At 55.9% G+C, this 12,879-nt stretch carries 6 protein-coding genes and 1 tRNA gene; 1 reads left to right on the top strand and 6 read right to left on the bottom strand.

The annotated features are described in order from the left end of the window. Window positions 1–148 precede the first annotated feature (148 nt). The 3 genes from rpsO to LJ737_RS07945 all read right to left on the bottom strand — a co-directional run bounded on the left by rpsO (window position 149) and on the right by LJ737_RS07945 (window position 2,658). On the bottom strand, window positions 149–424 hold the full coding sequence (gene rpsO, locus LJ737_RS07955; protein WP_126695621.1) for a 30S ribosomal protein S15: 276 nt from the start codon (window positions 422–424) through the stop codon (window positions 149–151). Between the two features lie 208 nt (window positions 425–632). Continuing rightward, the gene (locus tag LJ737_RS07950; RefSeq protein WP_227764432.1) at window positions 633–2,078 is read right to left on the bottom strand and encodes an LptF/LptG family permease; all 1,446 of its coding nucleotides are present in this window, start codon (window positions 2,076–2,078) and stop codon (window positions 633–635) included. Window positions 2,079–2,244: 166 nt separating this feature from the next. Continuing rightward, the gene (locus LJ737_RS07945; RefSeq protein WP_227764430.1) at window positions 2,245–2,658 is read right to left on the bottom strand and encodes an START-like domain-containing protein; all 414 of its coding nucleotides are present in this window, start codon (window positions 2,656–2,658) and stop codon (window positions 2,245–2,247) included. A gap of 138 nt (window positions 2,659–2,796) precedes the next feature. On the opposite strand from LJ737_RS07945, the gene LJ737_RS07940 reads away from it, so the two are divergent. Further along, a tRNA-Met gene (locus LJ737_RS07940) sits at window positions 2,797–2,870 on the top strand. Between the two features lie 49 nt (window positions 2,871–2,919). Here the strand turns inward: LJ737_RS07940 and LJ737_RS07935 are convergent. The 3 genes from LJ737_RS07935 to LJ737_RS07925 all read right to left on the bottom strand — a co-directional run bounded on the left by LJ737_RS07935 (window position 2,920) and on the right by LJ737_RS07925 (window position 12,863). Next, window positions 2,920–3,510, bottom strand: a complete 591-nt coding sequence (locus LJ737_RS07935) for a hypothetical protein (protein WP_227764428.1) — start codon at window positions 3,508–3,510, stop codon at window positions 2,920–2,922. A 1-nt stretch (window position 3,511) separates the two neighbouring features. Continuing rightward, window positions 3,512–8,998 (bottom strand): DUF5675 family protein, encoded by a 5,487-nt coding sequence (locus LJ737_RS07930; RefSeq protein ID WP_227764425.1) that lies wholly within the window; start codon window positions 8,996–8,998, stop codon window positions 3,512–3,514. A gap of 442 nt (window positions 8,999–9,440) precedes the next feature. Further along, window positions 9,441–12,863 (bottom strand): RHS repeat protein, encoded by a 3,423-nt coding sequence (locus tag LJ737_RS07925; RefSeq protein ID WP_227764423.1) that lies wholly within the window; start codon window positions 12,861–12,863, stop codon window positions 9,441–9,443. Between the last annotated feature and the right edge of the window lie 16 nt (window positions 12,864–12,879).

Here is a 12,879-nt window from a genome sequence, read left to right as displayed (position 1 = left end):
AGCGTGTTTGGCAGCGAAGCCGGGCCAGCGCAGTGGCCCGGGGTTTCCGGCTCGTTTAAAACTAACGTGCCCGGCCAACAAGAGTGTGCCGGGCAACGCAAAAAAAGCAGGGAACCCGGCCGGCGGGCTCCCTGCTTTCTGGAGTGAGTTACTTGCGGATGCCCAGCTCCTTAATGATGGCGCGGTAGCGGTTGATGTCGCGCTGCTGCAGGTAGTTCAGCAGACGACGGCGCTTACCTACCAGCTTGAGCAGGCCCAGACGGGTCGAGAAGTCTTTCTTGTTGACTTTCAGGTGCTCCGTCAGGTGCGAGATACGCGTGGTAAACAGCGCGATTTGCGATTCGGCCGAACCGGTGTCGGTTTTGGTCTTCGCAACGCCGTGCTGTTCGAAGATTGCCTGCTTGGCTTCGGTAGTGAGTTTCATCGGCAGATAGGGAGAAAGCCCCGTCTTGGATTAAGAAGTGTGAAAAAGGGTATACGCCGGCAACATAGCTAGGCGTAGCGCAAAGGTAAGAAAATATTCGGTCCATTGGACGGAATACAGCTGCAATAACGCGTCGGCAGGGCGGAAAAAGGGTTCGGCCGGGCAAGTTGCCTGGCCGAACCCTTTCCATCTACGGGCGGCGGTGCCTCTACCCTGCCGTCGTCACCGGCGCGGGCTTGCGCACGAACCACTTCGGCAGCTTGCGCGAGAGGCGCAGCCAGAAATCAACCTCGAATAGACTGGAGTCGCGGCGCGCTTGGTAGAGGAAAAACAGCCCGGCCGGCAGCAGCACGAAGTTGGACATCCACATGCCCACGCCCACCGGCATCACGGCTTCGCGGCCGTACTTCTCCCCGATGATGGACACGACGTAGAAAATGATGAAGAACAGAATCGAGACGAGCACCGGCACGCCCAAGCCACCTTTCTTGATAATGGCCCCCAGCGGCGCCCCGATCAGGAACATGATCAGAATGGCCACCGACTGGGTGTACTTGCGGAAAATTTCGATGCGGTAATTGCCCATCTCGCGGGCCGTGCTGCCCAACCGTTCCGAGTACGTGGTCATGAAGGAGCGCAAGTTGCGGGCCCGGTTGGCCGCCGACTCTAGCACGGCAGCTGAGGGCGCCGGCATTTTGGTGGCCGGCACTTGCCAGCTGGCGGTCCGCCGGTCGTAGGCTTGGCCGGTCGTATCGAAGCGCTGGTAGAGAAAATACGGATTCAGCTGCATCCCTGCCTGGCGCCGCTCCTTGTTGAGCACCACGCTCATGGAATCGACGAAGCCGCGCAGCTGCGGCAGCGTGAGCATGATCTTGTTTTCTTTGAACAAGTCCTCCTTGGTGCGGTCGAGGCTGAACGAGGCCAGCGAGAAAATGATGTCGGTGCGGTCAAACTTCTGTTGCACGAAGCCGGCGCCGGATCGGTCGCGGGCCGAGGGCTGCTCCACGTACTTGCGGCCGTTGAAAAGCTCCAGCGCCAGGTATTGTCCGTCGTAGCGGGTGGCCATGCGGCCGGAGTCGGCCAGTACCATGGCCACGTTGCCGCTGCTGCCGCTGTGGTCGTAGATCATGACCCCGTAGAGGTTCTCCCCGTTTTCGCCGCCCTTGCTGTTGACCTTGATGGTATAGCCCGGAATGCCGCTGTAGAACACCCCCGGCCGGATATCCAAGGCTAATTTCTGCTGGCGTACGTCCCAGAGCAGGCTGTAGGCTTTCAGATTGGCCTTGGGCACGATGGTGTTGTTGAACCAGAACGCGAAGCCGGCCAGCAGGGCGCTGAACAGCATCACCGGTCGCAGAATCCGCGTCAACGACACGCCCGAGGTCTTGATGGCCGTTAGCTCGTGGTGCTCCCCCAGGTTGCCGTAGGTCATCAGCGACGACAGCAGCACCGCCAACGGCAGCGAAATGGGCACGATGAGCACGCTGAAATACATCAGCAGCTGCAGAATCACGCCCGTACCCAAATCCTTCCCGACGAGGTCGTCGAGGTACTTCATCATCGTTTGGGTAAGGAAAACGAACTCTACCACCGCAAACGTGAGCAGAAACGGCCCGATAAAGGCCTGCAGGATCAGCTTATCTATTTTCTTCATAACCAGCAGCAAGCCACTTCAGAGGGCTCCTTAACGCCGAAAACGGCCGCAAAGGTACGTCGCCGCGGCGCCGTCAATCGGTTAGGGACTAAAAAAGGAGCGGCTCCATCCCGGCATCGGGATGGCTCCGCTCCTTTCGGAACAATACGATACTGAAAAAAGTGGCTCAGCCCCCTACCTGTTCGCGCAAGTTCTGCACGAGGTTATCCCACATTTCGGTCAGCTCCACGTCGTCGGTTTCCTCGGAGTAGTCGACAACACGCAAGAACACCTCTTGCGTCAGTTCCGAAGACTCGATGGTGAAGTCAAGGTAATTGGCATCGGGCATGTGCCGGCGCTCGGGCCCGAGGAACACGAACCGCACCGAACGGTTGGTACGCTGGGAGGTGATTTCGGCGAGGTGAGGCTGGTTGTCCCACACGAAGTTAAAGATGTGGGGGTTCACCATTTGAACGTCTTGGCAGAACCATTGGCGCAGTCCGGAAGCCGAAGCGAGGTAAGGATAAAGGATCTTAGCCGAGGCATTGACGGGGTATTCCTGCACGAAGCGGTGCTTGGAGCGAGTAGCGGAAATGGGCATAGGGCAGCGAGAGAAGCGGAAATTTGTCTAGCTGGCAATCAGCCAGATTGGGGAGTAGCGGCAAGATACACGGCTTTTTTTTCCGTCAAAGCTTGCACTGCGTTAAATCTTCGCTTTACCTTTGCGGCACCAAAACAGGGCGGGGTAGCTCAGTTGGTTAGAGCACAGGATTCATAACCCTGAGGCCACGAGTTCAAATCTCGTCCCCGCTACAAAAAAAAGCGCCGCCCACTAATATAGTGAGCGGTGCTTTTTTTTATTTCAATGATACATTTTATAAAACTCCTCTTTCATTATTCGTGCCTGTAAAGCATCCTTTTTAGAAACCAAGACGAATAAAGTTTTATATAGCTCTCTAATCTGTTTATCATGCGGTGGAGACCCATCAAATATAAAATGCCACAAAGACCTTTGCTCCGAATTAGACCTCTTGTTTAATTCACGCAAAAATATATCTGTATTATTAATTATCAATTTTCGTTCATTAGCTTGAAATAAGCCTATAGCATCTGCCCGCCATTCACCATCAATAGAAATCAATATAATTTTATCGATCAAAACCTCTTTTTTATATATTTTTTTGCAATTAAATAAATAATCGATATGTTTGTCGTAAAAACTATATAAATTACACGATTCGTCATATTCCTTATAATCATATATGGCACATAGGTCGCTAAACGATTTTGGAAAACAATTAAAAAAAACCAAACAGTTATTATCAATGTAAGCTTTTTTAAGTTTTAATGCTCTTGCACGATTCGATTCATTCATACACAAACTAACTTGCCCATGTGCTACTTCGAAAACAGCACATAATAAATATAAAAATATCGTCGCAGCAATTCGCATTTTACTTATCTATCTGATTATTTACAATCAATTTAACGTTTTCGGAGCCTTTGCTCTTTATATATTTTCTGATTTCATCCATTTTAGGGCCACTTTTCCAAACAGCGCCAGCACTTTTTGCACTCCCAGGCATAATACATCCTTCTGTTTCACCACCAGTGTTCCCAAGATGGAACAATATCGCCCTACTTTTTGAAACTCTGTCATTTGATACAATAAAATTATCGGGGTTTTTCTTGCTTGCAAAATTATTTATATCATAGACTCCTTCTGGTATACGTCTATCTTTCCCGCTTTCATCAGTTGAAGGCCCAGCTGGTTCTAGAGTATACCCGCTTACAGGTTTATCTCCAGTTGTTGCACCTGTCGTTGAAAGGTTGCTTATAGTATAATCACTACCCTCTTCCACTCTATTCATAATTATGAGCCCGCAAACCTCTGTTGAGTTTTTTTTGAGTTCCTGAGCATGTTTCTCTGACAACTGGCCACCCCAATTAACATTGCAATTCTCAGTTTTAGCCCTTACCCCCTCGTTCAACAGGTATATTTTATTATCCTTAATACCATCACTGCCTAAATTATTTCCTTCCCTATCACGATATTCACCTTCCAACATACCATTAGGATCTATATTTTTAATTGGATTGTTAAAGAAAGACCTATATGAGCTCCAGGATGGCTCATCTGAAGATAGTGGATCAGCGACATGCCATTTCCCTAACGCAGCATCATATTCGCGTGCGCCATAATCTTTCCAATTAAGACCAAATTCATATTGACTCTCTTTACCACTAAAATTAAATCTATTTTCATTTTCAGTGAATTTAAGCAAACCGACTAAATCCAACCCAAACGGATCATACTGATTCTCTTGCACCAGCAGCGTCGGTCGGTACTCAATGCTGACATCATCAAAACATACGTCTGCATCACTCTCATTGCCAACGAAAGTCTGCACGAAACCATCCTGCGGAGCAGTCAGGTCAATGCTGAGCCGTTGATAATTGCCGTTGGCAGCCATAGTGAGCTGTTGTGTATAGCTGGTAAGTAACGTAGAATCTTTGTCAAACACCAGCGCCCGGAGGTAAGCGCGGGGCACCCCATTGGTAAGTTGAACAAGTTGGGGCACAAAGGCTAATCCAATACCCAGAAAGGGTAATGCACGTTGGCGGGCTGTCTGACCGTCGCCGGTGGCAGGGGGGACGGCAGGCTGCTGCAGCAACGAGGAGACGAAGCTCAACAGCGAAAAGCCGTAGCTGACGTTGTGCACGGGCTGATCGTAACGCCCGAAGGCTTCAATCTGTAGCGTGTCCCCTTTGCGCACAGTTAAAGTTTTCAATGGGCCAATAGGCTTACCTAGCGCAGCATTTAAGCGAGCGACGTATTGGCCGGCGGCGGCATCGGCCGTCTGGAAGCGAGTTTCGCGCACGTAATCGAACTGTGCTTCTTCCTGATCAGCTAAGGCTGGCTCCAGGGTAGCACGGTACCGAGCCCGGTCGCCGGGGCGGAAGGCTACGCGCAGGTTGCCCAGGTGGTCTTTGATGGTGTATTCGTAGCTGTAACGCGTTACGGGCTGGCCGGCGGCATTACGTTGGACAAAGCGTAGGGCACGGCCCTCACTGGTGTTCAGCCACCGAAGCGAGTCACCTTCGTATTGCCAGGCGCCTAGGTAATCGGTGCGCACGGTTGGCTTGCCGGTGGGGGTAGCTAGCTTAGCTACTTTCTGCCCGGCGGCAGTGTATCGGAATTCCAGTCGGTTACCGTTGGCCCACACGATACGGGTTGGCAGGTGCAGGTGATTGTACCGAATAGTGTCAATGCCCTTGTTTCGGTCGCGGATGAGCGAGCCGGCATCGTCGTATGCGTAGTCAGGCAAAGTGCTGCCGCTGGTGGCACCATCTTGGAAGTCGGGGCGCGTGGGCTGCTGGGGCCCGAACTCGGTGGCAACCGGGGCTAAATCATCGACGCGGAGTAGGCGGTTGCTGGCAGCAGCGGGACCATCCGAATTGGGCTGATAGCGGTAACGCAGGTTGTCAATTTCGCCGTAGCGGCGGGGAGTGGTTCGAGTGGATTCCTGTACTAGCCCCCGCCGGCGAGCAGTCAGCAAGTTGCCGTTAGCATCGTAGCTGGCGGCCCAGAAGCGATAATTGTCACGCTCGGCATTCCAGATTCCAGCGGCATCGCGTGCAACAAAATCCCCTTGCAGGATGCGGCTGAGTTGGTCGTAGCGGTAGCCGTAAGCTCGTTCAACGTTATCAGAAGCTGTGCGCCACTTCTGCCCGGCGATGTTGCCGTTAAATTGGTTGGTACCAAAACCGTGGTCGTAGCTGAGTTCAAGCCCGAACAAGTCGGGTCGCTGACCAAGCTGGGGTGTGAGTTGGGCATCGTTTACCCGAGTAAGCCAACCGCGAATGTTATAACTGTAGTCAACGGTCTGCAACGCTCGGCCAGCGGTGCTGTCGCCGAGATGTTTCTGCAGCAATTGTCCTACCTCGTTGTAGCGGTGAGCCGCCAGCGTCACGCTGGGGCCGCTGTCCACTACTTGCTGGGTGGCCAGCAAGCGCCCCGCGTGGTCGTAAGTGGACGTTTCCAGAACTGATACCGAATCTTCGCGGGTTCCTTGTGGGCCGTGGTGCACGGAATAGCTAGCCAATACATTGCCGGCGAAGTCATAGCGCGAAGTAGCCAGGTCGCGATACCCGCGGGCATTGGTGCTTTGCGTTTGCAGGACGCGTAGCTTGTCGTCAACAAAAGCGGATGTCGTCAGCCATGCTCCTGGGGCACCGGTCGTGGCCCCTAATACCCGTACTCGCGAACGAGTGGGCTGGCCTATGGTGCGCAGGTCAGGTGAGGCTTGGTAGGCCGCATCGCCTAGCCGCGCATCGTGCCGAGCTAGGTAATGAGCATCGGGAGTACCGTCGTGGTTAAAGTCGTAGGAGTCGTAATCGGTTGTGCTCAGGATTTGGTCGGCCGGATTGAGCACTGGGAAGGCTTGATTGGTGTAATACGCACCACCGGGGCCGGGCGCGGTGGCCGTCTGTTCGCACAGCACCGTGGCGGCCGCGGCGGCTGCTTGCCACTGCGCGTGGGTTTGCCCCCGGTCGCTAATAAGCGCGGTGTAGACGGTTCGCCCCAACGTATCGTATTTGGTGGCCAGCCATTGGTGCTGAGCCCGTTGGGCGGGGTCCTGAACCAGCACGGGTCGGTCCAGTTCGTCGTATACCGTGTAAGCATACCCATCCTGATCGGGCACCTTCTTCTCCGTCAACCGGCCTTGGTCGTCGTAGTGATACCGAAACAGCAGGCGCTCAAGCCCGGCACCTTCTACCGTCCATCGATGCTGCCGCAAACGCTGCTCGGCCAGCGGCGGGATGACCGCCCGCAACCGGCCGAAATCATCGTAGACGTAGTACGTGCTGAGCCATGAGCGCCGCTCGTAGCGCATGGTGTCACGGGCGTGCACCACGGCGTAATAGCCGAGACGCCCGGTGCTGACTTGTTTGAGCACGACTCGTCCTTCCAGGTCGGTGTACTCACGCGCTACCTGGCCTTGCTCGTCGGTTGTTTGTTTGACCCACAGCGTACCAGGCTCATAGACCCCGGCCGCAGTCAGGTCTTCCCGCTCCGAACCGTAGCCAGGTAGCCACCGCCGCACAGTGTCTTGATCCGAGTTAATGGCCCGCTCATCTAGGTGCACCGTGTGATTATCTACGGCCTGCAGCTGCCAAGTCTCACCCGGCGCGGCCTGCACCACGGGACGGTTGAGCGGCGAGGCCTCAAAGCGCGTTTCGGCGTATGCGACTCCCGAAGCCGGAATACCTGGCACGCTCGGGGTGCGGTAGAAGTTATACTGCTCGCGCAGGGCATCAGGTCGGTACGCGCCAAAGCTACCGGCAGCCGGTGCCGCCGTATAGGGTAAGTACTGCTTGGGTTGCCGGCCGAATTCGTCGTAGGCTTGTTGCTGGATAACGTCGCGACGGCCCGGAGAGTCCTGGTGCACCACAGTCTGCACGGTGCGGCCCAAACCATCGAGGTAATCGGTTTTGATCTGCACATCACGCACCGGCGCTTGCCGCAGCGCGGCTGGGTCGGTATAGACCGCCCGAGCGGAAAAGGCGCGCACGTAGTTAACCACATCACCGGCACCGGTACGGCTGGGCGGGGCGGCATTCACCAGCATAGGCCCCGCGCCGGCGCTGGGTTCATTGCGCGGGGGAACCGTGTAGGGCAACACCGACACGTATACGCTTTTGGTGTAGAGCGTCATCCACGGCAACCAATCGTTGGTAACCCGAATACGATAGGCTCCTTCAATGGACTCCGTGATTGGCGGCAGCAGTAATGAATCAGCGTCTTGCGCGGGAGCCAGATCGACCCATACTTGCCCCAGTTGCCGCTGCCACTGGTAATGGTTGTGCGCCCCCCCAAATGTCCGACGCAGCCATGCCCGCGAACCTGCCACCACGTATTGAGTATCAGCGGGACTCGGGATACGCTGCCCGTAGTCGAAAAATTGATATTGTCCCGGAACAGCAACGTTTGCCTCGTAAGAATCAAATTCCAGGAAGTTGCTGGTAAGCTCCAGTTGCAAGTATGGGTAACCAAGGGTGGCGTTGAAAGTGGGCAAGCCGACTAAATCGTTGCCTCTAAAAAACATCTGGCCAATACCTTGCTGCCACGCGTTGGCGTAATATGTGGAAATCCGACCGGACAGATGATTGTTATCAAACCATAAGAAAGTAGCCTTTAGCGAATCGGGCAGCGGGCCGCTGAGATTGTTGTTGCTAAGATTCAACCGAACCAAGGCCTTCATACACTTGAATGAAGTAGGCACAGGCCCATTAAACCGGTTATTGTCGGCATCGAAGTAGTTCAGCCCGCGCAACTGCCCTAATGAAGTGGGCAATAGTCCCGACAAGCGGTTTTGGCTGACCACTAAATAGCGCAAGGCCTGCATTCCGCTCCAGGTGGCGGGAATGGGTCCGAATAGCTGATTATTATTTAGGTAGAGGTGGGTGAGCTGCAACGCGCCCCAGGTTGCCGGTAAGGCTCCTTCGAGGCGGTTCTCGCTCAAGTCCAGTCGATACAATTCCGTGAGCTGGCTCCACGATGCAGGCACCAGCCCGGTAAGGTGATTATGCCCAAATCCTACGTCGCGCAAATGGGTACACCGGCTCAGCGAATCGGGCAGCGCCCCTTCCAATCGGTTGCCGTACGCCCAAAATGTGTGCAGGGCTGATAAACGACCTAAGGCATTACCGAGTGGCCCGCTAAACTGATTGAAATTTAATTCCAGCGACGCCAGTTTGTGCCGACTGGCCCAACCGTCTGGGATAGAACCGGTCAACCGGTTCTGTGCCAAATTAAGGTACTCTAACGCCGGCGCATTACTCAGCGAACGGGGAATCGTTCCTAACAAAGCGTTGCCGCTAAGATTTACTACCGCTAACGCCGGCTTACCACCGAAATCATTTCCCAGCGTATCCATAAGGCCACAGTTATGAAGGTATAAGCTCTGTAACTGGCTGAGAGGCCTAACCACAACACTGGGCCACGGACCGGCCAAGCCGCCGTTACCCCCGAGGTGCAATACCCGCAGCCCCATGAGCAAGCCCAAACATTCGGGAATGTCTCCACGCAAGTTGTTAGCTGGCAAGTAAATTTCGCTGATATCCCCATCGGTAATGCTTAGCCCTTGCCAACTAGCTACGTCGGCGACGGTACTGGCGGAAGTGAGCCAACCATTGCGCTGCGTCCACTGCGCGCCGCCGGTGTGGAAGTAGAATTGCCGAAGCACCCGCAGCTCGGTAGAATCGGGTACTGTTCCTTGCGCCTGGACAAGGTGAGCGGAGAGCAGGACTGCGCACAGCAGTCCCAGGGCAGCGGCTACGCGCTGCCATGAATGTGTCACACGTATCATCAGATTGGTATTAGTTAGGGCGGGCGTAGTGGTATTCCTGTTCGCTCAGGATATGGCTCTGCTCGTCACGCACGCGCAATAGGCGGCCTAGCTCGTCGTATTCGTAATAATTGGTGCGGCCGCTCGGGTCAGTTTGCGAGGTCAAGCCCACCAGCGGTGCGTATGTGTAGACGGTGACCCGCGCCTGCGGTAGTTGGGTGCGCAAGGGCGCCAGCAATTGCCGGATTTGCGTATCAGTGCCCGGGTTAGCGCTTTGCAGCCGGGCAATGGTAGCCGGGGAAAGCACGGCCTGAACCGCGGCGTAGGTCGCATTTTCGACCTGGGCTACTACGTGGGTACGGTCGTAGCCCCATATGTAAGCAATGGGAGGAGCTTTAGGCGATTGTCGCTGCAACAGCAGCCCGGTGCCCGAATCGTAGCGCACGCTGTCATCGGGCCGGTAGCGAGTATCACTTTTGAATCCCGCGAAGTACCCGTTCGCAAGCGTTTCCCGGTTGGGCGCGGCCGCGGGCTGCGGCAAACGTAGCGACCAGGCGCCCGCGGGGGCCCGATGCTGAGGATCAAAAAAAGTGAGTTGTCCGCCAACCAGCACTGAATCGGCAGTACCAGTGCGGCGCCACGCCTGGGTTTCTACTACTGGGTTGAAGTAGCTTCGGCGCAGCGGTGCGGTGCTCGGCGCTGCTGCGTAGTCCCATAAGCGCTTGTAGCGGCGAATATCCCAGCCGGTGCTGGTGCGCGTGGCCGAGTGAATCAGACGCTGCCGCTTATACGTCGACCGGGAAACACTAACCGATACACTTCCCTGCGTGTCGTAGCGCAGCTGCTCTGTCTGCACAGGCGCGACAAATGCGGCGAACAGTTCGTTGTTGCTCGGTTCGTACGGTTCGGCGCGGCGCGGCAGCCCCCAATACGGATGAGGATAAATCAGCAAGGGGGTATCCTCATACAGTTCGACGCCCAAATGGAAAATATCCCGGGCGTGCGTCTCAGCAACCCGCACTTTCATTAGCGGAAACACCAATACACTGTCCGTCGCATAGGTGTAGCGGGTTTCCTGCGCCAGCAGGTGTAAGCGAGGCTGATTCGCGTCCTGTCGATAAACCGCTTCCCGAACAGGCACCACGTCGTTGAATTGCTCGGCTAGGTGCGTGTAATAATGTTCGGTCCACCCCTGATTCTCCCCCAGGGTTTCGGTGACGCAGGCGTAATAAAAATCGTATTTGTTGAAATCGTTGCCGATCCCCCGGTTGTCCGAAGACGTGCTCACGTTGTGGCAAATCCCCGATACCCCGGCAATCTGCCCGGAGGTCTGATAGACGTCTAAAAAATTGTAACTCTCAAAACCGGTCCCGTTTTCGGGCAGCAACGAGGCTCCCGAGCAATAGCCATTGGCCGTGTACCGGTACGTGCGCACCAGCGGGGGTGCTCCGGGGGTGGTCGTCGTTGTGCGCAACACACGCACGCCCGGTCCCGGCAGGCCTAGCCGCACCAGCGAAGAGTCGCGAAATGCTAATTGCAGAAAAATATTCGTCGACCGCTCCCGGCTTTCGCAGTACACTTCCGCTGCGTAATTACCCGCAGGCAGGTGGAAGCGGAAACGGCGACCTGTTTCGGGGTCCTGAGACTTGAAAGCACTTTCCGGTCCATCAGTAATCAAGGAGTCTCCAGTAGCCAGCCGGCGCCAGAGATTAAAGTCCCGGAAGGTATTGCAACTTCCGCAGGTATTAATTGAGTCAGCCGGCAAACGACTTAGGTACAAATTAACATCGGCGGTTTGAGTGACCCGAAATGTCAACACGCCCGAGGTAGTCACCCGCTTGCCGGTGCTGGTCAGCACGGTGTTGTTGGAATTGTAGCTGGTGCCCAAGGTCACTGTCGTGCTATCCATCGGGATTTGCTCCAAAGTGCTGGAGACCCGGCCGGGTTCGTATTCCCAGCGCGTTGTGCCGCCAGTCGGATACGTTACTTCTTTCAGCGCTCCAGCCAGCGCAAAAGAGTAGTTGGGGGTTCGATCCGCCGCAAATTGCGGCGCTATTTGGTTCAAGCGCGGGTCAGCCAAGAGCGAAGGCACCGCCGTCGTAAACACGTCGCCATTGCGGGTGGCGCCGTTGAAATACCCCCAAAAGTCTTTGGCGGCGCTGCGCCGCGAAGGCATGTTCACGATGTTATGGTAGCGGAACTGGTAGCACGGCAGCGCGCTGCCGTTGGCGCTTTCCCGCAGGGAGTCGAGACGCAGCCGGTAGTCGGGAGACGCCGGCTCCCCGGCGAAATGCGACTGGTAGAGCACCACCCGTTTGACTTCGCGCCGCCCGTTGGTGGTTGCTATCAGCCGCAGCCGCTGCAATTCGTGGTTGGCGGCCCTGGTCAAGACCAAGTGAGCCCCGCGCGTGGTGATGGAGTCCAAGTACTGCGCCTGCACTTTCGACACGTACATCTGCACGTTGTGAAATGCGTAGTCGGCCGCGGACCCGCAGCCTGCCCCGTAATCAGTGCCGGTGGACGCGCCGTGTTCGTAGACGCCCGTATAATATTTGCCGGTGGTGATGGAGCATTGTTGGGGCTGGCTTTCAAACGCCGAGCGGGTGTAGTGCAACTGTACGGTGTCCGCGTTGTTGGCCGAAATCATGCGCGTCAGGTGCCAGGCCGATGGGTGCTGTCCGATGGGCCCAAAATTGTGCGGGTCCGGCCGGGTAACTTCCACCGCCTGGAACTGGAAACGTATGCCGTCTTCGGTGGTGACCTGAAAACCCCAGCTGGTTCCCGCGCCTATCCGCTCCACGTGCACTGGCTGCTGCGGCAGCAACACAACCGTCGTATCGCGAATGATGAAGCGCCCGTTGGTTCCGCCCGGCAGCGAAAACGTATACACGTCGGGGCCGGTATCCACATCGTTGAGTATGGCTCGGCGCAAATACCACTGGCTTAGCCTACCGAGCCGTACTGAATCGGGATTGTACCGGCGTTCCGGCAGCGTTGCGACATCCTCGTCCAGCAATCCGTTTACCTGGCGCGTGATGCACGCACCGGCCTGTAGCGACCAGCCTAGCCCCACCAAATCGTAGGGTTGGCCAACCTGCAGCCCAGTGAACGAATAGCCTAAGGAAACCGGCAGCCGCAACGCCCCGCAGCTTACCTCAGCCAAGGCAACTGAAAACTGCGCCCCGCCTGTTGGCAGGTTTACAAGCTGCTGTCCACTAAATCCTACCAACGCCCCGGCGGTAGGCGACTTGGGCAGAAAAGAGGGTGGCAGCAAGTCGGCCGCGCTGATGGGCCCACTTTGCGCCTGAACAACCAAGGGGCTTAGCCCAAGCCAGGGCAGTAGCAGCTGTCGTTTCCAACTGAAGTGAAGCCAGCGCCGTCGGCATATTAACACCGCAAGACCCAGCAATACCAACTGAGTAGCCGCAAGGGCAGAGTAGAAGTTTGTAAGCATACGCAATATGAATGGT

The organism is Hymenobacter sp. 15J16-1T3B (assembly GCF_020711235.1).
In the GTDB taxonomy this organism is placed as follows: domain Bacteria; phylum Bacteroidota; class Bacteroidia; order Cytophagales; family Hymenobacteraceae; genus Solirubrum.
Note: the sequence above shows the minus strand (reverse complement) of the source record. Positions and strands in the feature narration are given on the sequence as shown.